The sequence below is a fragment of the Achromobacter deleyi genome (assembly GCF_013116765.2).
GTDB lineage: Bacteria > Pseudomonadota > Gammaproteobacteria > Burkholderiales > Burkholderiaceae_B > Achromobacter > Achromobacter deleyi_A.
This window is the reverse complement of record NZ_CP074375.1, coordinates 507,310-532,610: the sequence shown is the minus strand read 5'-3', so window position 1 is coordinate 532,610 and position 25,301 is coordinate 507,310. Positions and strand designations below refer to the sequence as shown.

28 protein-coding genes are annotated in these 25,301 nt (G+C 67.4%); 8 read left to right on the top strand and 20 right to left on the bottom strand.

Annotated features, from left to right (window positions below):
- Positions 1-39: 39 nt before the first annotated feature.
- Complete coding sequence (locus HLG70_RS02435; RefSeq protein ID WP_171665321.1) at positions 40-450, top strand: DUF4168 domain-containing protein; 411 nt, start codon at positions 40-42, stop codon at positions 448-450.
- Positions 451-598: 148 nt separating this feature from the next.
- Positions 599-1,297: a glutathione S-transferase family protein gene (locus tag HLG70_RS02430; protein ID WP_171665323.1), complete on the top strand. Its 699-nt coding sequence runs from the start codon at positions 599-601 to the stop codon at positions 1,295-1,297.
- A 24-nt stretch (positions 1,298-1,321) separates the two neighbouring features.
- Here the strand turns inward: HLG70_RS02430 and HLG70_RS02425 are convergent, their stop codons facing one another.
- From HLG70_RS02425 to HLG70_RS02400, 6 genes are all read right to left on the bottom strand, one after another.
- Positions 1,322-2,083 carry an ABC transporter permease gene (locus tag HLG70_RS02425; RefSeq protein ID WP_171665325.1) on the bottom strand — a complete coding sequence of 254 codons (762 nt, stop codon included), beginning with the start codon at positions 2,081-2,083 and terminating at the stop codon, positions 1,322-1,324.
- On the bottom strand, positions 2,080-3,003 hold the full coding sequence (locus tag HLG70_RS02420) for an ABC transporter ATP-binding protein (RefSeq protein WP_171665327.1): 924 nt from the start codon (positions 3,001-3,003) through the stop codon (positions 2,080-2,082). Before HLG70_RS02420 ends, HLG70_RS02425 begins: the two co-directional genes overlap by 4 nt.
- Before the next feature lie 95 nt (positions 3,004-3,098).
- On the bottom strand, positions 3,099-4,028 hold the full coding sequence (locus HLG70_RS02415) for a dihydrodipicolinate synthase family protein (RefSeq protein WP_171665329.1): 930 nt from the start codon (positions 4,026-4,028) through the stop codon (positions 3,099-3,101).
- Positions 4,029-4,035: 7 nt separating this feature from the next.
- The gene (locus HLG70_RS02410; protein WP_171665331.1) at positions 4,036-5,208 is read right to left on the bottom strand and encodes an L-rhamnonate dehydratase; all 1,173 of its coding nucleotides are present in this window, start codon (positions 5,206-5,208) and stop codon (positions 4,036-4,038) included.
- A complete protein-coding gene (locus tag HLG70_RS02405; RefSeq protein ID WP_171665333.1) occupies positions 5,205-6,233 on the bottom strand; it encodes a 4-hydroxythreonine-4-phosphate dehydrogenase PdxA in 1,029 nt (342 codons plus the stop codon). The genes HLG70_RS02410 and HLG70_RS02405 overlap by 4 nt, the downstream gene beginning before the upstream one ends.
- 7 nt (positions 6,234-6,240) lie before the next feature.
- Positions 6,241-7,224 carry a Bug family tripartite tricarboxylate transporter substrate binding protein gene (locus HLG70_RS02400; protein WP_171665335.1) on the bottom strand — a complete coding sequence of 328 codons (984 nt, stop codon included), beginning with the start codon at positions 7,222-7,224 and terminating at the stop codon, positions 6,241-6,243.
- Between the two features lie 126 nt (positions 7,225-7,350).
- On the opposite strand from HLG70_RS02400, the gene HLG70_RS02395 reads away from it, so the two are divergent.
- Together HLG70_RS02395 and HLG70_RS02390 are read left to right on the top strand one after the other, a co-directional pair.
- Complete coding sequence (locus HLG70_RS02395; RefSeq protein ID WP_171665337.1) at positions 7,351-8,280, top strand: LysR family transcriptional regulator; 930 nt, start codon at positions 7,351-7,353, stop codon at positions 8,278-8,280.
- Between the two features lie 57 nt (positions 8,281-8,337).
- The gene (locus tag HLG70_RS02390; protein WP_171665339.1) at positions 8,338-8,679 is read left to right on the top strand and encodes a zinc ribbon domain-containing protein YjdM; all 342 of its coding nucleotides are present in this window, start codon (positions 8,338-8,340) and stop codon (positions 8,677-8,679) included.
- Between the two features lie 4 nt (positions 8,680-8,683).
- On the opposite strand, the gene HLG70_RS02385 is transcribed toward HLG70_RS02390, so the two are convergent.
- The 10 genes from HLG70_RS02385 to HLG70_RS02340 all read right to left on the bottom strand — a co-directional run bounded on the left by HLG70_RS02385 (position 8,684) and on the right by HLG70_RS02340 (position 16,795).
- Positions 8,684-8,920, bottom strand: coding sequence for a hypothetical protein (locus HLG70_RS02385; RefSeq protein ID WP_171665341.1), 237 nt, complete (start codon positions 8,918-8,920; stop codon positions 8,684-8,686).
- 16 nt (positions 8,921-8,936) lie between these two features.
- The gene (locus tag HLG70_RS02380; RefSeq protein ID WP_171665342.1) at positions 8,937-9,200 is read right to left on the bottom strand and encodes a FixH family protein; all 264 of its coding nucleotides are present in this window, start codon (positions 9,198-9,200) and stop codon (positions 8,937-8,939) included.
- 19 nt (positions 9,201-9,219) lie between these two features.
- Entirely contained in the window at positions 9,220-10,710 is a 1,491-nt protein-coding gene (gene ccoG, locus HLG70_RS02375) for a cytochrome c oxidase accessory protein CcoG (protein WP_171665344.1), read from the bottom strand.
- Between the two features lie 74 nt (positions 10,711-10,784).
- Complete coding sequence (gene ccoP / locus HLG70_RS02370; protein WP_171665346.1) at positions 10,785-11,747, bottom strand: cytochrome-c oxidase, cbb3-type subunit III; 963 nt, start codon at positions 11,745-11,747, stop codon at positions 10,785-10,787.
- A complete protein-coding gene (locus tag HLG70_RS02365; RefSeq protein WP_171665348.1) occupies positions 11,744-11,920 on the bottom strand; it encodes a cbb3-type cytochrome oxidase subunit 3 in 177 nt (58 codons plus the stop codon). The genes ccoP and HLG70_RS02365 overlap by 4 nt, the downstream gene beginning before the upstream one ends.
- 2 nt (positions 11,921-11,922) lie before the next feature.
- Positions 11,923-12,666 (bottom strand): cytochrome-c oxidase, cbb3-type subunit II, encoded by a 744-nt coding sequence (gene ccoO / locus HLG70_RS02360; RefSeq protein ID WP_171665351.1) that lies wholly within the window; start codon positions 12,664-12,666, stop codon positions 11,923-11,925.
- A gap of 10 nt (positions 12,667-12,676) precedes the next feature.
- The gene (ccoN, locus tag HLG70_RS02355; protein ID WP_171665353.1) at positions 12,677-14,164 is read right to left on the bottom strand and encodes a cytochrome-c oxidase, cbb3-type subunit I; all 1,488 of its coding nucleotides are present in this window, start codon (positions 14,162-14,164) and stop codon (positions 12,677-12,679) included.
- Between the two features lie 135 nt (positions 14,165-14,299).
- Positions 14,300-14,461 (bottom strand): cbb3-type cytochrome oxidase assembly protein CcoS, encoded by a 162-nt coding sequence (gene ccoS, locus HLG70_RS02350; RefSeq protein WP_171665355.1) that lies wholly within the window; start codon positions 14,459-14,461, stop codon positions 14,300-14,302.
- Positions 14,458-15,432, bottom strand: a complete 975-nt coding sequence (locus HLG70_RS02345) for a hypothetical protein (protein ID WP_171665357.1) — start codon at positions 15,430-15,432, stop codon at positions 14,458-14,460. Before HLG70_RS02345 ends, ccoS begins: the two co-directional genes overlap by 4 nt.
- A gap of 94 nt (positions 15,433-15,526) precedes the next feature.
- Positions 15,527-16,795 carry an adenosylmethionine--8-amino-7-oxononanoate transaminase gene (locus HLG70_RS02340; protein ID WP_171665359.1) on the bottom strand — a complete coding sequence of 423 codons (1,269 nt, stop codon included), beginning with the start codon at positions 16,793-16,795 and terminating at the stop codon, positions 15,527-15,529.
- Between the two features lie 148 nt (positions 16,796-16,943).
- On the opposite strand from HLG70_RS02340, the gene HLG70_RS02335 reads away from it, so the two are divergent.
- Genes HLG70_RS02335 through bioD form a run of 3 tightly spaced genes read left to right on the top strand, consistent with a single transcriptional unit; the run spans position 16,944 to position 20,256 of the window.
- Positions 16,944-18,149 (top strand): aminotransferase class I/II-fold pyridoxal phosphate-dependent enzyme, encoded by a 1,206-nt coding sequence (locus HLG70_RS02335; protein WP_171665361.1) that lies wholly within the window; start codon positions 16,944-16,946, stop codon positions 18,147-18,149.
- Complete coding sequence (locus tag HLG70_RS02330; RefSeq protein ID WP_234103348.1) at positions 18,146-18,823, top strand: alpha/beta fold hydrolase; 678 nt, start codon at positions 18,146-18,148, stop codon at positions 18,821-18,823. Before HLG70_RS02335 ends, HLG70_RS02330 begins: the two co-directional genes overlap by 4 nt.
- Positions 18,820-20,256: a dethiobiotin synthase gene (gene bioD / locus HLG70_RS02325; protein ID WP_171665363.1), complete on the top strand. Its 1,437-nt coding sequence runs from the start codon at positions 18,820-18,822 to the stop codon at positions 20,254-20,256. Before HLG70_RS02330 ends, bioD begins: the two co-directional genes overlap by 4 nt.
- Here the strand turns inward: bioD and HLG70_RS02320 are convergent.
- Genes HLG70_RS02320 through HLG70_RS02310 form a run of 3 tightly spaced genes read right to left on the bottom strand, consistent with a single transcriptional unit; the run spans position 20,253 to position 23,336 of the window.
- Positions 20,253-21,425: a CaiB/BaiF CoA transferase family protein gene (locus HLG70_RS02320; protein WP_171665365.1), complete on the bottom strand. Its 1,173-nt coding sequence runs from the start codon at positions 21,423-21,425 to the stop codon at positions 20,253-20,255. The genes bioD and HLG70_RS02320 overlap by 4 nt on opposite strands.
- The gene (locus tag HLG70_RS02315; protein ID WP_171665367.1) at positions 21,422-22,303 is read right to left on the bottom strand and encodes an HpcH/HpaI aldolase/citrate lyase family protein; all 882 of its coding nucleotides are present in this window, start codon (positions 22,301-22,303) and stop codon (positions 21,422-21,424) included. The genes HLG70_RS02320 and HLG70_RS02315 overlap by 4 nt, the downstream gene beginning before the upstream one ends.
- Positions 22,304-22,340: 37 nt before the next feature.
- The gene (locus HLG70_RS02310) at positions 22,341-23,336 is read right to left on the bottom strand and encodes a tripartite tricarboxylate transporter substrate binding protein (RefSeq protein WP_171665369.1); all 996 of its coding nucleotides are present in this window, start codon (positions 23,334-23,336) and stop codon (positions 22,341-22,343) included.
- Positions 23,337-23,480: 144 nt separating this feature from the next.
- Between HLG70_RS02310 and HLG70_RS02305 the strand changes: the two genes are divergently transcribed.
- The gene (locus HLG70_RS02305; protein WP_171665371.1) at positions 23,481-24,338 is read left to right on the top strand and encodes a LysR family transcriptional regulator; all 858 of its coding nucleotides are present in this window, start codon (positions 23,481-23,483) and stop codon (positions 24,336-24,338) included.
- 4 nt (positions 24,339-24,342) lie between these two features.
- Here HLG70_RS02305 and HLG70_RS02300 read toward each other — a convergent pair whose 3' ends face one another.
- Complete coding sequence (locus HLG70_RS02300) at positions 24,343-25,227, bottom strand: LysR family transcriptional regulator (protein WP_171665373.1); 885 nt, start codon at positions 25,225-25,227, stop codon at positions 24,343-24,345.
- Between the last annotated feature and the right edge of the window lie 74 nt (positions 25,228-25,301).

Genomic DNA, 25,301 nt, shown 5'->3' with positions numbered 1-25,301 from the left:
TCATCATGGTCGGACATTCAACCGGAACAAGGAGGTTTCATGCAGCGTTCCACTTACGCATTCCTATCCGCCGCCATACTGACGACGGCGCTGTCCGGTGCACCTGCCCTGGCGCAACAGGCCAGCCAACCCCAAGGACAGACGCAGGCCCAGCCGGGCGCAGCACCCGTCGTGCAGCAGCCTTCCGATCAGCAATTGCAGCGCTTTGCGTCCGCATCGCAAAAGATCTCGGGCGTCGTGGACGAATACCGTCCCAAGGTCGACGCCGCCAAGTCGGACGATGCCAAGCAGAAGGTCGTCCAGGAAGCGGACGCCAAGATGGTGCAGCTGGTTCGCGCCGACGGCCTGACCGTCGAGGAATTCAACGGCATCGGCCAGGCCGTGCAACAGGATCCGCAGCTCAAGCAACGCGTAATGAGCATGAGCAAGGGCGGTCCGGCACCGCGGTAAGCCCCCGACCGCAAGCCGGCTTGCCAGGCGCCACCGCCCCTTTCCGGGCGCGTGGCGCCTTTTACCGTGCGGAACAGGCGCCGCCTCATCCAGCGGTTATCCTAGGCGGCGGACGCTGTCACCCAACCCCAGCCAGGAGCACGGTATCTTGACCCCGGATCTCACTCTCTATGACCTGGCGGGCGCCGACGCCGCGCTGCGCTTCAGCCCGCATTGCTGGAAAACGCATATGGCGCTGGCTCACAAGGGCCTGTCCGCCAAGACGGTTCCCTGGCGCTTCACCGACAAGGAATCCATCGACTTCTCCGGCCAGAAGCTCGTGCCCGTGTTGGTGCACGGCACCCATGTGGTGAGCGACTCCTGGCAGATCGCCTGCTATCTCGAAGATACTTTTCCCGAGCGGCCCTCGCTCTTTGGCGGTGCTTGCGGGCGCCCGCTGAGCCTGTTCGTGAATTCGTGGGCGGACGCCACGCTGGTGCCCTCCCTGGCGCGCCTGCTGCTGCCGGGCATCCACGGCCTGATCCACGACAAGGACAAGGACTACTTCCGCGCCACGCGGGAAAAGCGCTTTGGAAAGCTGGAGGACCTGCCGGCAGGCTACGCGGAGCGGATCGCCGAATTGCGCGCGGCGCTGTTGCCGCTGCGCCAGATGCTGGGCAGGCAGCCCTATCTGGCGGGCAGCCAGGCCGGCTATGCGGACTACGCGGTGTTCGGCATGTTCATGTGGGCCCGCTGCACCAGCCCCCTGGAGTTGCTGGCCGCGGACGACCCGGTGCATACCTGGCGCGAGCGGCTGCTGGACGCCTTTGACGGCATGGCCCGCCGCGCGCCCGTGGGCGCGGCCTGAGCGCGGCGGACGACAGCGGCCGGACTACGTCTTCAGGCGGTAGCCCGTCTTGAAGATCCAGCGCACGCCCAGCAGGCAGGCCACCAGGAAGGCCAGGGTCATGCCCACGCTGACGCCCACGCTCACGTCCGCCACGCCGAAGAACGCCCAGCGAAACCCGCTGACCAGGTAGACCACCGGGTTGAACAGCGTGGCGGTCCGCCAGAACGGCGGCAGCATGTTGATGGAATAGAAGGTCCCGCCCAGGAAGGTCAGCGGCGTGACGATCATCAGCGGAATGATCTGCAGCTTTTCGAACCCGTCTGCCCAGACGCCAATGATGAAGCCGAACAGACTGAACGTGACCGCGGTCAGCACCAGGAAGGCCAGCATCCAGAACGGATGCGCGACGTCGAATGACACGAACAGGCGCGCCGTGGCCAGCATGATCAGGCCCAGGATGATGGACTTGCTGGCGGCCGCCCCCACGTAGCCCATCACGATCTCCACGTAGGAGATGGGCGCGGAGTGGATTTCGTAGATGGTGCCGGAAAAACGCGGCATGTAGATGCCGAAGGACGCGTTGGCGATGCTTTGCGTCAACAGCGACAGCATGATCATGCCCGGCACGATGAAGGCCCCATAGCTGACGCCGTCGATCTCGACCATGTGCGAGCCGATGGCCGAGCCGAACACCACGAAATAAAGCGAGGTGGAGATCACCGGCGACAGCACGCTTTGCATCAGCGTGCGCCAGGCCCGGGCCATTTCAAACAGGTAGATGGCGCGAATGGCGTAGAAGTTCATGATTGACCGTGTACCAGGCTGACAAAGATGTCCTCGAGCGAGCTTTCCGATGAATTCAGGTCCGTGAATTCGATCTGCAGCCTGCTCAGGTCGTGCAGCAGCCGCGAGATGTCGCCGCCGCCCTGGTTGTCGTAGGTGTAGACCAGCTTGTAGCCGTCGCCGGACAGGTCCAGCTGATAGGCATCGAGCGCGGTCGGGATGCCCGGCAGCGGCGCCTTCAGCGTCAGGGCCAGCTGGCGCTTGCCCAGCTTGGCCATCAGCGCGTTCTTTTCCTCGACCAGGATGATCTCGCCCCTGCGGATCACGCCGATGCGGTCGGCCATCTCCTGGGCTTCCTCGATGTAGTGCGTGGTGAGGATGATGGTGACCCCGCTCTCGCGCAGCCGCCGCACCATCTCCCACATGCCGCGGCGCAGTTCCACGTCGACGCCCGCGGTGGGCTCGTCCAGGAACAGGATGGCGGGCTCGTGCGACAGCGCCTTGGCGATCATGACTCGGCGCTTCATGCCGCCGGACAGCGCCATGATGCGGCTGTCCTTCTTGTCCCACAGCGACAGGTCGCGCAGCACCTTCTCGATGTACGCGGGATTGGCCGGCTTGCCGAACAGGCCGCGGCTGAACGTGACGGTGTTCCAGACGCTCTCGAAGGCGTCGGTGGAGATTTCCTGAGGCACCAGCCCGATCTTGGACCGGGCAGCGCGAAATTCCGACACGATGTCGTGGCCGTCGGCCAGCACCCTGCCTTCGGTGGGATTGACGATGCCGCAGATGATGCTGATCAGCGTCGTCTTGCCTGCGCCGTTGGGCCCGAGCAAGGCAAAAATCTCGCCGCGCTGGATATCCAGGTTTACGCTCTTGAGCGCCTGGAACCCCGAGGCGTACCGTTTGGATAAACCCTGAACTGAAATGACCGGCTGCACACGAGCCCCCAACTTGACCAATAGCCGGAGATTTTACCCGCCACGCGGTTACAGCTTGTTCAGCGTGGCGGAACGCTGTGTTTGGATTCCGGGAACTACCGGCCCCAGCGCAGCACCAGCGGATCGAGCCGCCGGGCCGTTTCCAGCAGGCCCTGGCGCACCTCGTCGCGCATCGGCGGGAATGGATGCCGGGGCGCCTCGCAAGCGATGACGCCGCCCGCCTTCATCAGCGCCTTGGCGGTCAGGATGCCGCCCTGGCGGTTTTCATGGTTGATCAGCGGCAGCCAGCGCTCATACAGGCGGTAGGCCTCGTCGCGGCGCCCGGCCCGGTGTGCCTCGATGATCGGGCGGATGCCGTCGGCAAAGCCGCCGCCGGTCATGGATCCGGTGGCCCCGGCGTCCAGGTCCGGCAGCAGGGTGATGGCTTCCTCTCCGTCCCATGGCCCCTCCACCGCCGCGCCGCCCAGCGCGATCAGGTCGCGCAGCTTGGAGGCCGCGCCCGCCGTTTCGATCTTGAAGTACGACACATGCTCGATCTCGCGCGCCATGCGCGCCAGCAGCGCGGCGGACATCGGCGTTCCGGCCACCGGCGCGTCCTGGATCATGATGGGGATGTCCACCGCGTCCGACACGCGCTGGAAGAAGCCCGCCACCTGCTCCTCGGACACCCGGATCGTGGCGCCGTGATAGGGCGGCATGATCATCAGCATGGCCGCGCCCTGCTCCTGCGCGCGCCGGCTGCGCGCCGCGCAGACCTGGGTGCCGAAGTGCGTCGTGGTCACGATCACCGGCACCCGGCCGGCCACGTGTTCAAGTATGGTCCGCGTCAGCACCTCGCGCTCATCGTCCGACAGCACGAACTGCTCGGAGAAGTTCGCCAGGATGCACAGTCCGTCCACCCCGGAATCGATCATGAAGTCCACCGCCCGCTTCTGGCTGGGAAGGTCCAACTCGCCGGACTCGGTGAACGGGGTGGGGACCACCGGGAATATGCCGCGATAGCGCGGAGTCTGTGCTGTCGTCATGGCGGACCTATTCGATGATGTTGAAGTCTTTGAGGTATTCGGTCTTGAGCGTCAGGCCCAGGCCGGGCCTGGTGTCGTCCAGGTCGATGAAACCCTCTTTGGCCACCGGCTCGCCATCGAAGATGTAATAGAACAGCTCGTTGCCGACTTCCACGTCGAACATGGGGAAGTACTCGCTCATGGGCGAGGCCAGCGTGCTCATCGTGAGGTGGTAGTTGTGCATCTGGCCTGCATGCGGAATCACCGGCACGCTGTAGGCCTCGCACAGGGCGTTGATCTTGTGCGCCGCGGTGATGCCGCCTACCCGGTTGGTGTCGTACTGCACCACCGACACCGCCTTCCTGTCCAGCAGCTGCTTGAAGCCGTACAGCGAAAACTCGTGCTCGCCGCCGGAGATCGGAATGGAGGTCAGCTGGTTCAGTTCCGCATAGCCGTCGATGTCGTCCGCGATGACGGGCTCCTCCAGCCAGCGCGGCTCGAATTTCTCCAGCTTGGGCAGGATGCGCTTGGCGTACTCCAGGTTCCAGCCCATGTAGCACTCGAGCATGAGGTCGGTGTCGTAGCCGATCACCTCGCGCACGGCCTCGACCGACTTCAGGTTTTCCGAGACGCCCTTCTGCAGGTGCGCCGGGCCATAGCCAAAGCGCATCTTGAAGGCGGTGAAGCCTTGGTCCAGATAGGTCTGCGCCTCTTCCTGCATGGCCTTCAGGTCGGTGCGGTACAGCTTGGAGTAGTAGACGGGAATCTTCTCCTTGGTGCGCCCGCCCAGCAGCTTGAAGACCGGCTTGTTCACCGACTTGCCCAGGATGTCCCAGATGGCGAGGTCGATGGCCGAGATGGCGGCCATCGTCACGCCCTTGCGGCCCCAGGCATGCGTGGCCCGGTACATGCGCTGCCACAGGTATTCGTAGTCCCAGGGGTCCTGCCCGACGACGAGCGGGGCCAGGTACTGGTCGATGATGGCCTTGGCCACGCGCGGCGCCAGCGCCACGTTGCCCAGGCCCACGATGCCGTCGTCCGTTTCCACTTCGACCACGGTCCAGCCGTGGAAGCGGAAGGTGCTCATGGTTTCCTGCCGCGAATACAGCAGGTCCATGGCGTTGGAGCAGAAGTTGCCTTGCGGCGGCACGGTCTTGCCGGTCCATTCGTAGACACGTGCCCGGACGGATTTGATTTTCATGACGGGTTCCTGATTGAAGTCGTTGCGCCCATGCGGCAGGCGATCTGAAAGGCTTGCCAGGTGGCGTCCACGTTCGCGCGGCCCTGGCCGGCGATGTCGTAGGCGGTGCCATGGGCGGGCGTGGCGATCGGGATGGGCAGGCCGCCCTGCACCGTGACGCCGCGCGAGAAGCCCAGCAGCTTGATGGCGATCTGCCCCTGGTCGTGATACATGGTGACGATGGCCTGGAACTCGCCCGCCTGCGCCTTCAGGAAGATGGTGTCGGCGGGAAACGGCCCCTGCACCGGCAGCCCTTCCTGGTTCAGCTCCCGCACGGCGGGCGCGATGATGTCCACCTCTTCCCGGCCGCAGGTCCCGCCGTCGCCGCCGTGCGGATTGAACGCGGCCACCGCCACCCGCGGGGCCTCGACGCCGTTGGCCTGCAGGGACCGGTAGATCAGCCGCGTGGCGGCCTTGATGCCGTCGATGCTCAGCGCGGCCGCCGCGTCCTTGAGCGGGATATGCGACGACACGCGCGCCGTCCACAGGTCTCCCAGGGTATTGAATTCGCAGAAATAGCCCGTCACGCCCAGGTACTGCGCAAAATGGTGCAGTTCGTCGCCGTGCTGCAGGCCGCCCAGCTTCATCGCATATTTGTTCAGCGGCGCGAAACAGATGGCGTCGATATGCCCGTCGAGCGCCGCGTCCATGCAGGCGTCAAGCACCCGCAGCACGGATGCGCCGCCCGGCGCCTGCGCCTGGCCGACACGTACCTGCCCGGGGCTTACGGTATCCATCTCCAGCCAGGCCGGCGTGTCGTCGTCCGGCCGGTCGCGCACCGCGTCGAAGCTGTCCACGGGCCGCGTCCTGATCTGCACGCCCGCGATCCGCTGGCCCTCGCGCCACAGCCAGGCGTCACCCACCAGCACGATGTTCGCCTGCCGCGCCGCTTCCGGCATGGCCAGCAGGCGGGCGATCAGTTCGGGGCCGATGCCGGCCGGATCGCCGAGGGTCAGGGCGACAACGGGTTTCTGCTGCGTAGTCATGGCAAGCTCATTCCACTGAAATGTTGTTCTTCTTGATGATGCCGGCGTAGCGCTGGTTCTCGGTCTTGTGGAACTGCGCGAACTGCTCCTGGCTCATCGGACTGATATCGGCGCCGATCGCCAGCAGCCGGGTCTGGGTTTCGGGCAGCGCAAGAATGCCGTTGACGGCGTCATGGATGCGCTTCTGGATGACGGCCGGCGTGGCGCTGGGCATGTAGATTCCGTACCAGGCGCTCATCTCCACGCCGGGCACGCCGGCCTCGGCCATCGTCGGCACGTCGGGCAGCTGGGCGTTGCGCTTGGCGCTCAGCACCGCCAGCGCGCGTACCTTGCCGCTCTTGATGTGCGGAATCACGGACGACGCGGTTTCAAACGCGATCTGCACCTGCCCGCCCATCAGGTCGACCATGGCCGGGCCGCTGCCGCGGTACGGGATGTGCGTCATCCGCACGCCCGTGGCGTCCTTGAACAGCTCGGCGGCGATGTGCTGCGTGCTGCCGGATCCGCTGCTGGCGAAGTTGTATTCGCCGGGCTTGGCCTTCAGCAGCGCGATCAACTCCTGCACCGACTTGACCGGCATCTGGTTGTTCACCACCAGGATGTTCGGCACCGCGCCCACGAACACCACCGGCGTCAGGTCGCGGTCATTGTCATAGCCGAGCTTGAGCAGATGCGGCGCGATCGCATGGGCGGTGGACACCCCCATCACCATGGTGTGGCCGTCGGAGGACTTGGCGGCCAGGTCGGCGGCCAGCGTATTGGAGGCGCCGGGCTTGTTCTCGACCACGACGGTCTGCTTGAGCAAGGGTCCCAGCTTGTCGGCCACGGCGCGCGCCATGGCGTCGGTGCCGCCGCCCGGGGCGGATCCCACCAGCAGGCGCAGCGGCTTGGCGGGCCAGTCGGCGGCCGGCGCCTGCGCCGATGCCAGGGGCGCCAGGGCCGACAGGCACAAGGCGCCCGCCGCCATTGCGGCGTATACGCGAATCTTCATGGTTGTCTCCTTGATTGATCATTTTTTCCCGCGGCGCGGGGATTTCTTATGGGTCAATCTTAGAAAGAAGATCCGTTTCCGTAAAATGAAACTTTTGCACCAACCGTTCACTTCAGGCGATCAATCATGGAACGCACTCCGAACGTCCCCGCCCTTCTGTCCCGACTGCGCATGCGGCAGATCGTCCTGCTGCTGGCGATAGAGGAACGCGGCACGCTGCGCGCCGCGGCCGCCCAGCTCAACATGACCCAGTCCGCCGCCAGCAAGATGCTGCATGAACTGGAGCTGGCCATCGGCCAGCCGCTGTTCGAACGCGTGGGTCGCGGCCTGGCGCTGACGCCCGCGGGCGATTGCGTGATGGGCTATTTCAGGGGCATGCGCGGAACGGTGTCGTCGCTGGCGCGCGAACTGGAGGAGTTGCGCCTGGGCAGCGCGGGCAAGCTCTTCATCGGCAGCATCATGGCGGCTTCGCCCGGCCACCTGACCGACGCGCTGCTCAGCCTGAAGCGGATCTATCCGCTGCTATCCGTGGAAATCTCCACCGGCACCAGCGACCTGCTGATCGGACGCATGAATGAAGGCAAGCTCGACGTGGTGATCGGACGCATGCTGACGCTGTCGGACCGCCATTACCGCTTTCGCCCGATCGGCGACGAGGCGCTGTCGGTGATCGCCGCGGTGGACCATCCGCTGGCCCGTCGCAAGCGGGTGGACTTCGAGGCCATGCAGGCCTATCCCTGGGTCCTGCAGCCTCACGGCAGCCCGATGCGCGATGTGATCGAGCAGGAATTCCGTTCGCACAATGCCACGACGCCCAAGGGGCTGATCGAGTCGGCCTCCATCCTGACGACGACGAACCTGGCGATGAAGTCCACGATGCTGGGCGTCATTCCCGAATCGGTGGCCAGCCGCTACGCCGCGCACGGCCTGCTGGCGATCCTGCCTTACCGGATCCGGCAGACCCTGACGGCCTTCGGCAGCATCGTGCCCAGGGACCGTCCGCTGAGCGCGCCGGCCAGGGATTTCGTGGGCCTGCTGCACGGCGACGAGGCGTGACGGCAACGTATACTTGCCGGTTGCGCGATACGCGCGCCATCTACCCGAGGTTCAGCCGTGAGCGCACTGCCTTCCTGCCCCAAATGCCAATCCGAATTCACCTACGAAGACGGCTCGCTCTTCGTCTGTCCGGAGTGCGCGCATGAGTGGCCGGCGCAGGCCGAGGCGGCTTCCGAAGAGGCCGGCAAGGTGTACCGCGACGCGGCCGGCAATGTCCTGCAGGACGGCGATACCGTCACCGTCATCAAGGACCTGAAGCTCAAGGGTTCCGGCGGCGTGATCAAGATGGGGACCAAGGTCAAGGGCATTCGCCTCGTCGACAGCGACCACGACATCGACTGCAAGATCGATGGCTTCGGCCCCATGAGCCTGAAGTCCGAGTTCGTCAGGAAGGTCTGAGCCCTCAGAAGTCCTCGTCCTCTTCCACCTTGGGCATCAGGTATGCCGTCAAGGTGCTGGACAGCCCAGCCATCACCCACAACACGAAGAACGACACGGTGTAGAAGCCCGTCCGCCCCGTCGGGACGTGGCCGAAAATGGCGACATCCAACGGGTCTATCAGGGCGAAGATCAGCGCGCTTCCCATTGCAGCGGCCAAAAAAGACGGCCACAGGATCCACATCAGCGATCGCAATCCCATGCGTGCTCTCCCCCGGTTACGGTTTGGCGGGCGTGGCGCCGGCGTTCAACGACGCCACGCCCTCGCCGGCCGTGGTCGCGGCCTGTTCGATGACCAGCCCCCGCTTGACGACGCCTTCCCGGATGGGCTGGCTGCCGAACTGCGTCACCGCGAAATAGATCGTGATGAAGCAGCCTACCATGGCCGCGAACGGGCCGGCCATCAGGATCCAGGGCCAGGGTTCGCGATACCAGGGCTTGGCGGGTTCGGCGGACGCGGGAGAAATTTGCGCGGCATTCATATCAATATCCTTGTAGTGCTTAATCAGGCACGTAGAAACTGGCGGCTTCGTTGGTCTCGACCGACCGGTTCTCGCCGTCCTGTCCGCGCGCATGCAGCGTGATGGGATGCGCGCCCGGCGCGGCGCCCGCCGGGGCGCGGATGACCATGGGCACCAGCTTGTTGGCCGCGGCTTCCACCTCGACCACGTCCGAGCCCTGCTGGCCCGCCAGCACCGCCAGGCCCGGCATGCCGTCGGCCGACAGGCGCAGGCGCATCGGCGTGTCGGACGTGTTGATGATCTGCAGGCGATAGACGTTTTCGACCAGGCCACCGGCGACTTCGCGGCCCAGCACCCCGCGGTCGCGGATGACGTCCACGCGCAAGGGGTTGCGCACCACCAGCGACACCACGAAGGCCACGGCCAGCAGCAGGATCAGCGTGCCGTAGATCAGCACGCGCGGGCGCAGCAGATGGGAGCGCGCGCTCTTCGCGGACAGGCCATCCAGCATGGCGCGCTCCGAGGTATAGCGGATCAGGCCGGGCTCGTACTGCATCTTGTCCATGACCTGTTCGCAGGCGTCGATGCACGCGCCGCAGCCGATGCACATGTATTGCAGCCCGTCGCGGATGTCGATGCCCGTGGGACAGACCTGCACGCACAGGCTGCAGTCGACGCAATCGCCCAGGCCGGCGGCCTTGTGGTCGACCTTGCGCGACCGGCTGCCGCGCGGATCGCCACGGCGCTTGTCATAGGTGACCACGAAGGTATCCGGGTCCACCATCACGCTCTGGAAGCGGGCGTACGGGCACATGTATTTGCACACCGATTCGCGCATGAAGCCGGCATTGCCCCATGTGGCAAAGCCGTAGAACAGCATCCAGAACCACTGCCACGGCCCCAGTTGCAGGGCGAACAGCTCATGGCCCAGCTCACGGATGGGCGCGAAATAGCCGATGAAGGTGGAACCCGTCCACCAGGCCAGCGCGATCCAGAGGAAATGCTTGGTGAACTTCAGGCGGACCTTGCGCCAGCTCCATGGCGACTCGTCCAGGCGGATGCGCGCGATGCGGTCGCCTTCGACCTTGCGCTCGATCCACATGAAGATCTCGGTGTAGACGGTCTGCGGACAGGCGTAGCCGCAGAACAGCCGCCCCGCCACCGCGGTGAACAGGAACAGCGCCAATGCCGAGATGACCAGCAGCACGGCCAGGTAGACCACGTCTTGCGGCCACAGCACCAGGCCGAACAGATAGAACTTGCGCGCGCCCAGGTCGAACAGCACGGCTTGCCGTCCGTTCCATTGCAGCCAGGGCAAGCCGTAGAAAATGATCTGGGTGATAAAAACGAACGCGATGCGCCAGCGGGCGAAGATGCCACTGACGGATCGCGGATAGATCTTGCTGCGCACCCCCGCCAGCGTCTGCTCCAGGGTCTCCTGGCCGGGACGCGGCGGCCGCGTATGCGGCCGCCAGGGCGGCGGGTCACCGCCAGGCGAATTGCCGACGCTTGCGGTTGACCCATCTTCCATTTGCTGCTCCGTACTGTAAGTCCAAGTGATATGGGGGCCGCGCCGCGGACCCCCATCTACATGCCGCGGTCCTGCTACTTCGCCGCGTCCGACCCGGCGGGGGTGGCTGCGGCCTGCTTCTGCGCGTCCGGCTTGTTGGACAAGCCCCAGACCCAGGCGGTCAGGATCTTGATCTGCTCGGGGCTCAGGATGTGCTCATGCGCCGGCATGCGGTTGTCGCGGCCGTCCAGGATCGTCTTGACGATGGTGGCTTCCGAACTGCCGTACAGCCAGACGTCGTCCGTCAGGTTCGGCGCGCCCACCAGCGTATTGCCTTTGCCATCGACACCGTGACAGGCCACGCAGAAGTTGGCGTAGTCGCGCTTGCCCCGGAACACTCGCACCGGATCCGCCGTCAGGCCAGACAGCGAACGCACGTATTGCGCGATATCGCCGGCCATCTTGGGGTCGATGGATTCCTTCCAGGGAGGCATCACGCCGTGGCGACCTTCCTTGATCGTCTGCATGATCGATTCGGGCGTACCGCCATGCAGCCAGTCGCCGTCGGTCAGGTTGGGAAAGCTGGGCGCGCCCTTGGCGTCCGAGCCGTGGCATTGCGCGCAGGTGTTCAGGAACAGGCGCTGGCCGATTTCGCGGGCGCCCGGATCCTGGGCGATCTGCGGCACGGTCATGGTCTCGAAGCGCGCGTAGATCGGACGGACGGCCTCGGCCATCTTCGCCTGCTGCTGCGCAACCTCTTCGGTGCTGCTGTAGCCCAGCTGGCCCTTGTACTGGCCCAGGCCGGGCATCAGGAACAGATAGCCCAACGCGAACGCGCATGCCAGCAGGTACATCCAGGTCCACCAGGTGGGGACCGGGTTGTTCAGCTCGGTCAGGTCGCCGTCCCAGACGTGGCCCGTGTCCTCGACCTGGCCGTTGGCGGGCTTGGTGCTGAGCCAGCGGCGCTGCGTGTACAGCAGCCAGACGCACCAGACCACGCCGCCCACGGCGACGATCGAGATGAAATACCCCCAAAAGCCATTAACGAAATCGCTCATGACCGATTCGCTCCATCTTGTTGTGCCTGCCCGAATTCATCGGGCAGTGCGAACGGCAGCATGGCCGATTCGCGGTTGGCGCTCTGGCGGCCGCGCGAGCAGGCCCACCAGACGATGCCGAAAAAGGTCGCCATCGAGATGGCGGTGACGACTGCGCTCAGGTAGCCCACCATGGTCAGCCTCCCGTTGCCGCGGGCGCGGCCGGTTGCACGGCGGACTGGGCGGCGGGCAGCGAGGCCTTCTTGGCTTCTTCGGCCTTTTTGGCCTGCTCGGCGGCCTGCTTGGCCAACTGCGCCTTGCGCACGCCGACGCCCAGGCCCTGCAGGTAGGCCACCAGCGCGTCCTCTTCGGTCTTGCCTTCGATGGCCTTGGGCGCGGCCGCGATTTCCTCGTCGGTGTACGGCACGCCCAGCGTGCGCAGGGCGCGCATGCGCTGGTCCACGTTCTGGCCGGTGATGACCGTCTTTTCCAGCCAGGGATAGGCGGGCATGTTGGACTCCGGCACCACCTTGCGCGGATCGCGCAAGTGGATGCGGTGCCAGTCGTCGGAGTAGCGCTCGCCCACGCGCGCCAGGTCGGGACCCGTGCGCTTGGAGCCCCACAGGAACGGATGGTCAAAGACCGATTCCGACGCGATCGAGTAGGAGCCGTAGCGCTGCACTTCGGCAGCCAGCACGCGCACCTGCTGCGAGTGACAGCCCACGCAGCCTTCGCGGATGTAGACGTCGCGCCCCATCAGCCGCAGCGGGCTGTAGGGTTCGACGCCCGCGACGGCCTGGGTCGTGCTGTGCTGGAAGAACAGCGGAACGATCTGGACCAGGCCCGCGAAGGACACCACCAGGATGCTGGCGATGATCATCCAGCCGATGTTCTTCTCGAGTGTCTGGTGGGTAAAGAAGCCAGGTTTCTTGTTGGCCATGATGTCCTCGTCAAACGGTAGCCGGCACGGCGGTCGCGGGGACCGGCTGGCGGGCGGCATGGGGATCGTCTTGCGGAATGGCGGGGTTGACCGGCTGCGCGCCGCGCACCGTCTTCCACACGTTCCAGGCCATGACGAACACGCCGCACAAGAACAAGGTGCCACCCAGCAAACGGATCAGGTAGTACGGAACGCGCGTCTTCAGTTCTTCGACGAAGCTGTAGACCAGGGTGCCGTCGGGAGCGGTGTCGCGCCACATCAGGCCCTGCTGCACGCCGGCGATCCACATGGCGGCGATGTACAGCACCACGCCGATGGTCGCGATCCAGAAGTGCAGTTCGATGGCCTTCACGCTGTACATCTTTTCGCGGCCATACAGGCGCGGGATCAGGTAGTACAGCGAGCCGAAGGAGATCATGGCGACCCAGCCCAGCGCGCCGGAGTGCACGTGGCCGATGGTCCAGTCCGTGTAGTGCGACAGCGCGTTGACCGTGCGGATCGACATCATCGAGCCTTCGAAGGTCGACATGCCGTAGAACGACAGCGCCGTGACCATGAACTTCAGGATCGGATCGGTGCGCAGCTTGTACCAGGCGCCCTGCAGGGTCATGATGCCGTTGATCATGCCGCCCCACGAAGGCGCCAGCAGGATCAGCGAGAAGGTCATGCCCAGCGACTGGGTCCAGTCGGGCAAGGACGTGTACAGCAGGTGGTGCGGGCCCGCCCACATGTACGTGAAGGCCAGCGCCCAAAAGTGGACGATGGACAGGCGGTACGAGTAGATCGGACGGCCGGCCTGCTTGGGCACGAAGTAATACATCATGCCCAGGAAGCTGGTGGTCAGGAAGAAGCCCACCGCGTTGTGGCCATACCACCACTGCACCATGGCGTCCTGCACGCCGGCGTAGGCGGAGTAGGACTTCCACAGCGTCACCGGCATCTCGATGTTATTGAAGATGTGCAGGATGGCGATGGTGAGGATGTACGAGCCGAAGAACCAGTTGGCCACGTAGATGTGCTTGGACCGGCGCTTGATGATGGTGCCGAAGAACACGATGGCGTAGGCGACCCAGACCAGGGTGATCAGGATGTCGATGGGCCATTCCAGTTCGGCGTATTCCTTGCTGCTGGTGAAACCCATGGGCAAGGTGATGGCGGCGGCGACAATGACGATCTGCCAGCCCCAGAAGGTGAACGCGGCCAGCGGGCCGCAGAACAGGCGCGCCTGACAGGTGCGTTGAACCACGTAGTACGACGTCGTGAACAGTGCGCTGCCGCCGAAGGCGAAAATCACCGCGTTGGTGTGCAGCGGACGCAGGCGGCCGTAGCTCAGCCATGCGGTGTCAAAGTTCAACTGAGGCCAAATCAGCTGCGCGGCGAGAAAAACACCCACAGCCATGCCGACTATGCCCCAAACTACGGTCATGAGCGCGAACTGCCTCACGACCTTGTAGTTGAAGGTATCGGCCTTGCTTGCGATTGCGGCGCAATCGTTCATCACCCTTCCCCTAAAGTAACAAATAGCTCCAGGGTTCGATGATGGGACTAGTCACACAAGTCGGCGTTGATATGGATCAAGCGCGCAGCGACGGCTTGGGGAAAGCGGCATAAGCGCAACGGCCCGCGCGGACGTTCAGCCGCGGCCGGCCGGGCCGCTGTCGTCGTCGCGCAGGATGGCCGTGCCGGCGTTGTCGGTGTCGTCGTACTGGCCGTTGAACACGGCCCACCACAGCGACACGCCGATGGCCAGCACGAACAGCAGCGACAGGGGCAGGAGCAGGTAGAGGATGGTCATTGCGCCGCTTCCAGCGCGCCGCCGGGCGCGAGTTCGCCCGACCAGTCGCGGCGGCACAGGCGCCAGGAGTTGTAGGCCACCGCCAGCGACGACACCAGCATGGTGATCGCGGCCAGCCAGGGCGTGACCCACCCCACCAGCGCCAGCGGCGTCATCAGCAGATGCCAGGCCAGCGAGCCGTACAGGTTCTGGCGAGCCTTGCGGCGCGCCTCGTCCAGCAGCGCGTCCAGCGCCGCCTCAGGCATGTTCGGATGCGCCGCCAGCGCGGAATGGGCGGAGGCCATGGCGGTGGGCACCGCCATCGACATGGCGCATGGACAGCTCATCACCAGCAGCGCCACCATCACGGGGATGCTGTGCGCGGGGTCGATATAGGCCCAGGCGCCCGCGGCGGCCAGCGCCAGCGCGACCTGGACCAGGACGAACCGGGATGCCAGCCGGTCGGCGCGCGCGCCCAATTGCAGGCGCTGCGCCTCGACGCGTGCGTGGCGCTGGCCGCCGGCCGCGCCGCCGAAGGATTGGCGGGCGCACAGTTCCAGGTAGCGCGCGGTCAGCAGGAAGGCCACGAACATCGTGACGGAATCGAAGTACACCTCGCCCGTGCCCGTATAGGTGGCGTGCACGCTGGGAATGAAGGCGGCCACGATGCCCAGCGCCACCGGGACATCCATGCCGGCGCGGCCGTGGCGCAGGTTGTCGCCCGCATGCCGCCAGATGGGCCATGCCGAATACAGCACCACTGGCACGGTCAGCGCAAAGCTGGCCCAGTTCATCAGGACGATGGCCCAGTCCAGCGTTTCCAGCGCGTCGGCGGGCATGCCCTCGTGGCGCAGGTAGCCGGGCCACGCGAACATCATCACCTGCATCATCGCCAGCCACGCCAGCGACAGGCGCACCAGCGCATGGCGGCGCTGCTGGCGGTCGGCATCGGGCAGGCTGGCCGGGACGGCGAAAATCGATTTTGCTCGCATGCGGCGATGGTAACCAGCGCCCCGCGCGGACGCCTTGATCTGGATCAAGGCGTCTTTCGCGGTTTGCCGGCGCAACGCGCGCCTGCCGCCGAGCTCAGGGACGCTGCCGGCGCAGCACGTCCGTCACGGCCCGCGTCAGCGTGGCCAGTTCGTCCTCGGCGATGGTCAGCGCCGGAGTCAGGTAGACCACGTTGCCGAACGGGCGCACCCAGACGCCCGCCTCGACCAGCCGCCGCTTGAGGGCCTCGCGGTCGGCGATGCCGTCCAGCTCGACCACGCCGATCGCGCCCAGCACGCGTACGTCGTGCACCCAGGGCAGCTCCCGGCAGGGTTCCAGGCCGGCCGCCAGCGCCGTCGAGATGGCTTGGGCCTGGGCCAGCCGGGGCTGCGTCTCGAACAGGTCCAGCGAGGCGTTGGCCGCGGCGCAGGCCAGCGCATTGCCCATGAAGGTGGGACCGTGCATCAGCGCGTGCGAGGGGTCGTCGGACCAGAATGCCTGGAACACCCGGTCGCTGGCCACCGTGGCGGCCAGCGGCAAGGTGCCGCCGGTCAGCGCCTTGGACAGCGTGACGATGTCGGGCCGGATGCCCGCCTGTTCGAAGGCGAACATGGTCCCGGTACGACCGAAGCCGGTGAAGATCTCGTCAAAGATCAGCAGCAGCCCGTGCTTGTCGGCCAGGCGGCGCAAGCGGCGCAGCACTTCCGGGTCATGCAGCAGCATGCCGCCCGCGCCCTGCACCAGCGGCTCGACCAGGATGCCGGCCAACTGCGGCGCGCGGGTCTCCAGCCAGGCGTCCAGTTCGGCCAGCCCGGCCTCGTCGCGCGGGAGGCCGACAATGTCGTGCCCGGCCAGCATGCCCCGGTACAGGCTGTGCATGCCGTCGTCGGGGTCGCAGACCGCCATGGTGCCGAAGGTGTCGCCGTGGTAGCCGCCCCGGAATGCCAGGAACCGGCTGCGGCCGCGCTCGCCCTGGTTCAGCCAGAATTGCAGGGCCATCTTCATGGCGACTTCCACCGCCACCGAGCCGGAGTCCGTATAGAAGACCCGGTCCAGGCCCGGCCCCAGCAGGCCGGCCAGGCGGCGCGCCAGGGTCAGCGCGGGCTCGTGGGTCAGCCCGCCGAACATCACGTGGGGCATGGCGTCCAGCTGCGCGCGCACGGCCTGGGCGATGTGCGGATGGTTGTAGCCGTGGCAGGCGGTCCACCAGGACGCCACGCCGTCTATCAGACTGCGTCCGTCGGCCAGTTCCAGCCGGCTGCCGTGGCTGCGCACCACGGGCAGCGGCGGCGTCGCCGTCTTCATCTGGGCATAGGGAAGCCAGATATGGGGTTGGCCCTGGGCCATCCAGTCGGGCGCGTGCATGATTCACCTCTCGAAAACCGGCGGCGCGCCGCCGCCTCTGCCGGCGTTCATGCCCGGCAAAGGCGCCTTGCGCGCCTCCACTACAATGGCCCGCATTCTACGGCCTGGCGCGGGTGCCCCCGCGCCCGGGCCGCTGCCGGATATCTTGATGTCAAAGCTGGATTCGCTTTTTTCCTCCGAGCTGGCGCAGGCCGAAACGCGCCGCGTGCGCCGCCGCCTGCGCACCGCCTCCTCCGCCCCCCCCGGGCGCATCGTGCTGAACGGCGCCCCCGCCCTGAACTTCTCCAGCAACGACTACCTGGGGCTGTCCCGGCACCCGCTGCTGATCGAACGCGCCCGCGAATGGGCGGCCCGCCATGGCGCGGGCGCCCAGGCCTCGCGCCTGGTCTGCGGCAACCTGGACCTGCACGAGCAGGTGGAGGCCAAGCTGGCCCGCCTGAAAGGCACCGAAGCCGCGCTGCTGCTGGCCTCGGGCTGGCAGGCCAACGCGGCCGTGCTGCCCGCCCTGCTGCGCGCGGCCGCCAGCCGGGGCGAGGTGGAGCTGTACGCCGACAAGCTCAACCATGCCAGCCTGCACCACGGCTGCCAGGCCGCGGGCGTCAGGCAGATACGCTTTCGCCACAACGACCTGGACCATCTGGAGAGCCTGCTCGCGGCCAGGGCGGAGAGCCCTGAGGACGGAAAGCCCGTCGCCGGAAAGCCCGTCGCCAGATTCATCGTCACTGAGAGTGTGTTCAGCATGGACGGCGACCGGACCGACGTGGCCCGGCTGGCGGACCTGGCCGACCGCTACCAGGCCTTTGTCTACCTGGACGAAGCGCACGCCACGGGCGTGCTCGGCCCCTGCGGCATGGGCCTGGCCGGGCTGGCTCCCGGCCGCATCGACCTGGCCATGGGCACTTTCAGCAAGGCGCTGGGCGGATTCGGAGCGTATGTGGCCGGATCGCGCGCGATGTGCAACTTCCTGATCAACACCTGCTCGGGCTTCATCTACACCACGGCGCTGCCCCCCGCGGTGCTGGGCGCCATGGACGCGGCGCTGGACCTGGTGCCCACGCTGGACGCCGAACGCGCCCGGCTGGCGGCCAGCGGCTTACGGCTGCGCGCCGCGCTGCAAGGCATGGGCCTCGATACCGGCGCCTCGTCCACCCAGATCGTGCCGGCCATCGTGGGCGAGGAGGCCCGCGCGCTGGCGATGGCGGCCGCGCTGGAGCAGCGCGGCCTCTTGGCCGTGGCGATCCGCCCGCCCACGGTGCCTGCCGGCACCAGCCGCCTGCGCGTCACGCTCAGCGCCGCCCATCGCGAGGCCGACGTGTCGCAACTGATAGACGGCTTTGCCGCCGTGCTGGCGTGACGACCGGCGTTCCCCTGGGCGCACGCCCCACGCTGCTGTTTGTCCACGGCTGGGCTTTCGATGCCTCGGTCTGGACCGCGCTGCGCGCCGAACTGTCCGATTGGCCGCAAGCGGCGGCCGACGCCGGCTATTTCGGCCCCGCGCAAGCTCCCGCCGTCGAAGGCCCGGTCATCGCCATCGGACACTCGCTGGGGGTGCTGCGCCTGCTGCGCGGCCTGCCGGCTTCCTGCCTGGGCCTGGTGTCGATCAATGGCTTTCCGCGCTTCGGGGCGGCGCCGGACTTCGCCGCCGGCGTGCCGCCGCGCATGCTGGACCGCATGCGCAAGCGCTTGTCCGAGGCGCCACGCACCGTGGTGCAGGACTTCCGCCAGCGTTGCGGCGACGATTCGGCGTTCGGCGAGCCCCAGGCGCCAGCCCTCGGCCGGGATCTGGAAGCGCTGCGCGACGAGGACCAGCGCGCGGCGCTTGCCGCGCTGCCCGTACCCTTGCTGCTGTTGGCCGGCCAGGCGGATCCCATCGTTTCCGCCGCGATGACGCAAGCCGCCTTTCCCGTCCGCCCCGGTGAAGAACGGCACTGGCGGGAACAGGGCGGCCACCTGCTGCCCGTGACGGACGCCGCCTGGTGCGCGGGCCATATCCGCGCCTTCGCGTCCCGCCTGGCGCCCGCCGCATGACGCAAGCCCCGCGCAACGCCCTGGTCGGCGGCCGCTTCGGCGCGGCCGCCGACCGCTATGAAGACCACGCCGCCATCCAGCGCATCACGGCCGAGCGGCTGGCCAGCGACATCGCCCTGCTGCCCTTGCCGCCTTGCCCCCGCATCCTGGAAATCGGCTGCGGCACGGGTCTGCTGACGCAGGCGCTGGCGCGCCGGCTGGGGCCGGCCGACTGGACGGTGACGGACATTTCACCCGCCATGCTGGCCGCGGCGCGGCGCGGCCCCGCCCTGCCCGGCAGCGCCCGCTACCAGACGCTGGACGGCGAACATCCGGACGGACTTGCCGGCGGCTACGACCTCATCTGCTCCAGCCTGGCCGTGCAGTGGTTCGCCGACCTGAACGCGGGGCTGGCCCGGCTGGCCGCGCTGCTGGCGCCAGGCGGCCACCTGGCCGTGGCCACCCTGGCCGCCGGCACGTTCCGGGAATGGCAGGCCGCCCACCGGGCGGCCGGCCTGGAGGCGGGCACGCCCCCCTACCCGCCCGCCCGCGCCATCCGTCCGGCCATGGTCAATCTGGCTGGTGGCGTGCGCAGCGAGCGGCTGATACAAAATCATCCTGATGGCCTGCATTTCCTGAGAGGCCTGAAAGGCATAGGCGCCACCACGCCCGCGGCCGGCCGTCCGCCGCTCGGCGCGGCCGGGCTGCGCCGCGTGCTGGCCGCGTTTGACGAACAAGGAGCCACGGTGACGTATCACCTGGCCTACGGTATGTGGAAAAAAACTGCGCAACGCCCCGTCGGGGTTTTCGTGACCGGCACGGACACCGGCATCGGCAAGACCCTGGTGTCGGCCATCCTGGCCCGCGCCTGGAACGCGGAATACTGGAAGCCGGTGCAGACCGGCGTGGCCGAAGAGCCGGGCGACACCGACACCGTGGCGCAGCTGGCCCGGCTTCCGCCCGAACGCCTGCACCTGCCCGCCTACGTGCTGCAGGCGCCGCTGTCGCCCTGGGCGGCCGCCACGCTGGAAGACACCGTGGTCGACGCCACCACCATCGTGCCGCCCGCCACGCGCGCGCCGCTGGTCGTGGAAGGCGCGGGCGGCCTGTATGTGCCCATCGACGACACGCACATGATGATCGACCTGATCGCTCGGCTGGACATGCCGGTGGTGCTGGCGGCGCGCAGCGGTCTGGGCACCATCAACCACACCCTGCTCAGCCTGGAGGCGCTCAAGCGGCGCGGCATCCCGGTGCTGGGCGTCGTCATGAGCGGACCGCCGTCGGCCGGCAACAAGGAAGCCATCGAGCGCTTCGGCGGCGTGCGCGTGCTGGCCGAGATCGCGCCCCTGCCCCGGGTGGACGCCGCCGCGGTGGACGCGCTGGCACAGGGCATCCCGCCGCTGGCGGAATGCCTGGCGGCGCTGTACGAGGCGCGGGCGGTGACCGACTAGGGCCCGGGCCGCTCCATGGATATCCCCGCCTCGGCCAGCACCTCGGCGCTGTGTTCGCCGAATGCCGGCGCGGCGCGGGGCGTGGCGGGTTGGCTGCGGCCGAACTTGATGGCCTGGGCGAACCCGCGGTAGCTGCCGATCACGGGATGCGCGAACGTGGAGATCATGTCTTCGGCCTGCACCTGCGGGAAGTCGAACATGTCCTCCACCCCGCGCGCCGCGGCGCAGGGCACCTCTTCGCCGAACCATGCCTCCCATTCCAGGGCGCTGCGCGAGCGCAGCGCCTGGTGCAGGCGCGGGACGATCTCGTCGCGGTGTTCGGCGCGCTTGCGCACCGAGTCGTAGCGTTCGTTGGCCGCCAGTTCCGTCAAGCCGGTCTTGGCGCACAGCGCCTGCCAGAAGTGCGGCGTGTTCGCCGAAATGTACAGGTGGCCGTCGCCGGTCGGGTGAATGCCGGTGATGCCGCCCGAACGCATGTCGCGTCCGACTTCCCGGGGTTCGTCCTCGGCCCAGATCAGCCGCGCCGATTGCAGCGCCAGCGCGCTGCGCAGCAGGGACACGCCCACGAACTGGCCGCGCCCGCTGCGCTCGCGCTCGTACAGCGCGGACGCGACGCCCGCGGCCACCATGGAGGAAGCGTAGTAATCCACGATGGATCCATACAGGATCTCGGGCGGACCTCCGGCCTTGCCCTGCAGGGCGCACATGCCCGTCATTGTCTGCAGCACCTGGTCGTAGCCCGCCTTGTCCTTCAAGGGCCCGGTCTCGCCGTAGCCGCTGACGGCGCAATAGATCAGCCGCGGATTGATCTGCGCCAGCTGTTCATAGCCTATGCCCAGCCGCGCGGGCACGCTGGGCCGGAAGTTGTGCACCAGCACGTCCGCCTGGCGCGCCAGCTCGTGCAGCGCGGCCAGCGCGTCGGGCTGCTTCAAATCCAGCACCAGGCCGCGCTTGCCCCGGTTCACGCCCAGGAAGGCGCGGCTCTCGGCGTCCAGCGTGGATGGATACTTGCGCAGGTTGTCGCCGCCGGGCGGCTCGATCTTGATGACGTCGGCGCCCTGGTCCGCCAGCAGCGTGCAGCCGTAGGGCCCGGCGATGTAGGCGCTCAGGTCCAGCACGCGCACCCCGGCCAGGGGGCCGCCCGCCGATTGCGTTGCGTCCGCCATCATTGCGCCTCCGCTTGGCGCGCAAGGCCCAGCCCGGCGGCCGCGCGCAGTATGGTCTCGGCGCGGCGCAGGAAGGGCCCGTCTATCATGCGGCCGTCCACCACGAATGCCGCGACGCCCTGTGCGGCTGCGTCGCGCGCCGCCTGCACCACGCGCTGCGCATGCGCGATTTCTTCGTCGGACGGGCGGAACGCGGCGTTGGCCAGCGGCACCTGCCGGGGGTGTATGCAGCTCTTGCCCAGGTAGCCCAGCCGGCGCGCCAGTTCGGCCTCGGCCCGGTAGCCGGCTTCGTCCTGGATATTGGCGAAGGCCGAGTCGTACGCGAACACGCCGGCTTCGGCCGCCGCCATGCGCAGCGCAAACATCGCCTGGTGCACCGCCGCCGGTTCGCGGCGGGCGATGCCGGCGGGTTCGAACAGGTCGCCCAGTCCCAGCTGCAAGCCGGCCACGCCGGCATGCGCCGCCGCCAGGCTGGCCGCCCGGCGCAATGCGCGCGGCGATTCGATATTCAACAGCAGCCCCACCGGCTGCCGCACCCCGTTGGCGCAGCGCGCCTGCTCGATCGCGGCCGCCGCGGCCACCACATCGGCCTCGGTCTCCGCCTTGGGCAGGTTCACCAGGTGCAGGCCTTCGCGGACCACCGCCCGCACGTCGGCATGGAAGTGGCCGGAATCCAGCGCGTTGACGCGCACGATCAGCGTCTTGCCCGACGCCGAGGCCTGCGGCGTAGCCAGCATGCGGGCCAGATGATCGCGGGCCTCGTCCTTGCGCGAGGGCGCCACCGCGTCCTCCAGATCAAAGGACAAGGCGTCGGCGTCGCCCGCGAGGGCCTTGGCGAACAACTCGGGACGCGATCCGGGTACGAACAGTTTGCTTCTCATTCTTGCGCTCTTGGGGAGTGTTGATGCGGGGCCACGCTTACTGGATGGAGATGTTGCGGTCCTGGGCCACCTGCTTCCATTTGGCGGCGTCGGCCTGGACCAGCGCGGCGAATTGCGGCACGGTCAGTTCGGCCGGCACCGCGCTTTCCTCGGCGAACATGGCGCGCATCTTCTGGTCGTTGACGATGCCGCGGATCTCGGCGTTCAGCTTGTCCACCAGCGGCGCGGGCGTACCCGCCGGCGCCAGCACGCCCCACCACAATTCGACCGCGTAGCCGGGCTGGCCTTCGCCGATGGTGGGCAGCGCCGGATAGAACTGCGACCGTTCGGGCGAGGTCACCGCCAGCACCTTCAGTCGGCCGCCCTTGAGCAGGGACGCGGTGGACGCGAAGCTGCCGATCACGAAGTCCACGCGCCCGCCGGCCAGGTCGTTGAGCGCATGCGACATGCCCTTGTAGGGCACGTGCGTGAACGAGGTCTTCTCGCCGCCCGCCAGGATCTCGCTGGCCATCTGGTTGACCGAACCAAGGCCGGCGCTGCCATAGGTCAGCTTGCCCGGCTCCTTGCGGCCCGCGGCCAACAGGTCGGCCATTGATTGGTAGGGCGAATCCTTGCCCACGACCAAGGCCATCGGACTGCGGGCCAGCATGGCCACCGGCGCGAAACTGCGCACCACGTCGTACTTCAGGTTGGTCTGCACCGCGGCGTTGGTCGTCAGGGTGGACGAGGACAGCATCAGCACTGAGCCGTCCTTGGGTGCGCGGGCGACGTATTCCGCGCCGATCGCGCCGCCCGCCCCCGGGCGGTTTTCCACGATGACCGTCGACGCCAGCCGTTCGCCCAGCCTCTCGGCCAGTACGCGCGCAAATACGTCGTTGCTGCCGCCAGGCGGGAACGGCACCACCATCGTGATGGTCGCCGGCACGGCGGCTGCGGCCGGCTGGGCCGCCGCGGCGCCCGGCGCGCCCAGCGCCAGGGTCAGCGCCAACGCGGGCAACAAGGCGGCGCGAACGCCGGCTAGGTTCTTCTTCATGGCCAGTCTCCTCGGTCCCGGTCTGGCCGCCATGCCGCGCATGCCTGTATTCCAGCCGGTTTTCGTTTTGTCTGAAGCGGATACTAGGCCTCGTATCTGATGATATAAAGCGAGGATTCTTAATTCACTACGTGAGGATTTCTGATGAAGATCGAATCTTTTCGTACGCTCAACGCCGTGCTGCGCGGCGGCAGCTTCGCGGCGGGCGCGGCCGACATGAACCTGTCGCCCAGCGCCGTCAGCCTGCAGATGAAGCAAATGGAGGAGTACTTCGGACAGCCGCTGTTCGACCGCTCCGCGCTGCAGGTCCGGCCCAACGCCTTTGCGGGGGAAGTCGACGCGGTGCTGCAGGACGCGCTGGCCCGCCTGGACGAACTGCGCCGCCGCAGCACGCCGGCCGTCGAGGGCCGCGTGCGACTGGGCACGATCGAGCCGCTGCAAGTGACCTTGCTGCCGCCGCTGCTGCGCAAGCTGCGCGAACGCTATCCGCTGCTGGACGTGCGGCTGGTGCGGGGCCGCGCCACCGAGCTGACGGAAAGGCTGAAGCAAGGCGAGATCGACGCCGCCATCATCACGCAGCCGGAAACCGGCGGCTCCAGCCGCCTGTCCTGGACGCCGCTATTCCGCGAAACGCTGGTGCTGATCGCCCCGCCCGATTCGCGCGAGACCCGCATCGCCGAACTGTTCCAGCAGTACGAATGGATCCGCTTCGACAAAACCACCATCGGCGGGCGCCTGGCCGCGCGCTATGTGGCGCAGCATGCGCCGCACGCGCGCTGCCGCATCGATATGCAATCGCTGGCGGCGCTGACGGCGCTGGTGTCCGCCGGCCTGGGCGTTTGCGTGCTGCCCGAACCCGGCCCCAATCTGCTGAACGTGCATCCGGTGCGCGTGCTGTCGCTGGGCAAGCAGCCGCCCTACCGGCAGATCTCGTTCGTCTGCCGCCAGGCCGACCAGGAAAACCGGCTGGTTCAGGCCTTGCTGGAAGGCGCCCGGCCATAGGGCGTCATTGCCTGGCCATGTCGATGAACGCCCGCAGGGCGGACGACACGCGCCGCTGCCGCGGGTAATACAGCATGAAGCCGGGGACCAGCGGGCACCAGTCCTCCAGCACCCGCACCAGCCTGCCCGCCTGCAGCAGCCCCATGACATAGCTTTCCGGCACGCAGCCTATGCCTATGCCGTCGACCGCCGCGCGCACCTCCGCGTGCACGTCGCTCAACGCGATGCGGCCCGGCACGTCGATCTCGACCGCCACGCCGTCCTTTTCGAATTCCCACTTGTAATAGCGGCCGCTGGGAAAGCGGTAGCGGACGCATTCGTGCCGCATCAGCTCCGAGGGATGGCGCGGCGGGTCGCGCCCTTGCAGGTAGGCAGGGGCAGCCACTACCGCGGCGCGCAGCCGGGGGCCGATCGGCACGGCCACCATGTCCTCCGGCACCGCCTCCAGCAGCCGCACCCCCGCATCAAAGCCGGAGCCGACGATATCGACAAAGCTGTCGTCTTCGCCGATTTCCAGCCGGATATCCGGGTAGGCCGCCAGGAATTGCGCCGCCAGCGGCATCAGCAGCATGTAGGAGGCCGCGCGCGAGGTGTTGATGCGCAGCGTGCCGGACGCGGTGCCGCGGAACTGGTTCATTTCCTCAAGCGCATCGCCCAGGTCGTGCAGCACCGGCTGCAGGCGTTCGGCCAGGCGCTGGCCGGCCTCGGTCAGCGCCACGCTGCGCGTGGTCCGGTTGAACAGGTTCACGCCCAGCCGCTCTTCCAGGTTGCGGATGGCGTAACTGACCGCCGAGGTCGACAAGCCCAGTTCCTCGCCGGCCTTGCGGAAGCTGCCAAGGCGGGCGACGGCCGAGAAGGCAGCCAGGTGGGAGAGATTGTCGGGCAGCATGATTATGCAAATTTCTTCAATAAAGCATGCCGAAATTCTAGCTTGAACCGCGTTTCCCCACAGCCTATTGTGAA

Excerpts from the sequence above, each read along its gene's own strand:
- HLG70_RS02435 (WP_171665321.1), top strand. The coding sequence starts at position 40 with ATGCAGCGTTCCACTTACGCATTCCTATCCGCCGCCATACTGACGACG.
- HLG70_RS02425 (WP_171665325.1), bottom strand. The coding sequence starts at position 2,083 with ATGAACTTCTACGCCATTCGCGCCATCTACCTGTTTGAAATGGCCCGG.
- HLG70_RS02415 (WP_171665329.1), bottom strand. The coding sequence starts at position 4,028 with ATGACGACAGCACAGACTCCGCGCTATCGCGGCATATTCCCGGTGGTC.
- HLG70_RS02410 (WP_171665331.1), bottom strand. The coding sequence starts at position 5,208 with ATGAAAATCAAATCCGTCCGGGCACGTGTCTACGAATGGACCGGCAAG.
- HLG70_RS02405 (WP_171665333.1), bottom strand. The coding sequence starts at position 6,233 with ATGACTACGCAGCAGAAACCCGTTGTCGCCCTGACCCTCGGCGATCCG.
- HLG70_RS02400 (WP_171665335.1), bottom strand. The coding sequence starts at position 7,224 with ATGAAGATTCGCGTATACGCCGCAATGGCGGCGGGCGCCTTGTGCCTG.
- HLG70_RS02395 (WP_171665337.1), top strand. The coding sequence starts at position 7,351 with ATGGAACGCACTCCGAACGTCCCCGCCCTTCTGTCCCGACTGCGCATG.
- HLG70_RS02385 (WP_171665341.1), bottom strand. The coding sequence starts at position 8,920 with ATGGGATTGCGATCGCTGATGTGGATCCTGTGGCCGTCTTTTTTGGCC.
- HLG70_RS02380 (WP_171665342.1), bottom strand. The coding sequence starts at position 9,200 with ATGAATGCCGCGCAAATTTCTCCCGCGTCCGCCGAACCCGCCAAGCCC.
- ccoG (WP_171665344.1), bottom strand. The coding sequence starts at position 10,710 with ATGGAAGATGGGTCAACCGCAAGCGTCGGCAATTCGCCTGGCGGTGAC.
- ccoP (WP_171665346.1), bottom strand. The coding sequence starts at position 11,747 with ATGAGCGATTTCGTTAATGGCTTTTGGGGGTATTTCATCTCGATCGTC.
- HLG70_RS02365 (WP_171665348.1), bottom strand. The coding sequence starts at position 11,920 with ATGGTGGGCTACCTGAGCGCAGTCGTCACCGCCATCTCGATGGCGACC.
- ccoO (WP_171665351.1), bottom strand. The coding sequence starts at position 12,666 with ATGGCCAACAAGAAACCTGGCTTCTTTACCCACCAGACACTCGAGAAG.
- ccoN (WP_171665353.1), bottom strand. The coding sequence starts at position 14,164 with ATGAACGATTGCGCCGCAATCGCAAGCAAGGCCGATACCTTCAACTAC.
- ccoS (WP_171665355.1), bottom strand. The coding sequence starts at position 14,461 with ATGACCATCCTCTACCTGCTCCTGCCCCTGTCGCTGCTGTTCGTGCTG.
- HLG70_RS02345 (WP_171665357.1), bottom strand. The coding sequence starts at position 15,432 with ATGCGAGCAAAATCGATTTTCGCCGTCCCGGCCAGCCTGCCCGATGCC.
- HLG70_RS02340 (WP_171665359.1), bottom strand. The coding sequence starts at position 16,795 with ATGCACGCGCCCGACTGGATGGCCCAGGGCCAACCCCATATCTGGCTT.
- HLG70_RS02335 (WP_171665361.1), top strand. The coding sequence starts at position 16,944 with ATGTCAAAGCTGGATTCGCTTTTTTCCTCCGAGCTGGCGCAGGCCGAA.
- bioD (WP_171665363.1), top strand. The coding sequence starts at position 18,820 with ATGACGCAAGCCCCGCGCAACGCCCTGGTCGGCGGCCGCTTCGGCGCG.
- HLG70_RS02320 (WP_171665365.1), bottom strand. The coding sequence starts at position 21,425 with ATGATGGCGGACGCAACGCAATCGGCGGGCGGCCCCCTGGCCGGGGTG.
- HLG70_RS02315 (WP_171665367.1), bottom strand. The coding sequence starts at position 22,303 with ATGAGAAGCAAACTGTTCGTACCCGGATCGCGTCCCGAGTTGTTCGCC.
- HLG70_RS02310 (WP_171665369.1), bottom strand. The coding sequence starts at position 23,336 with ATGAAGAAGAACCTAGCCGGCGTTCGCGCCGCCTTGTTGCCCGCGTTG.
- HLG70_RS02305 (WP_171665371.1), top strand. The coding sequence starts at position 23,481 with ATGAAGATCGAATCTTTTCGTACGCTCAACGCCGTGCTGCGCGGCGGC.
- HLG70_RS02300 (WP_171665373.1), bottom strand. The coding sequence starts at position 25,227 with ATGCTGCCCGACAATCTCTCCCACCTGGCTGCCTTCTCGGCCGTCGCC.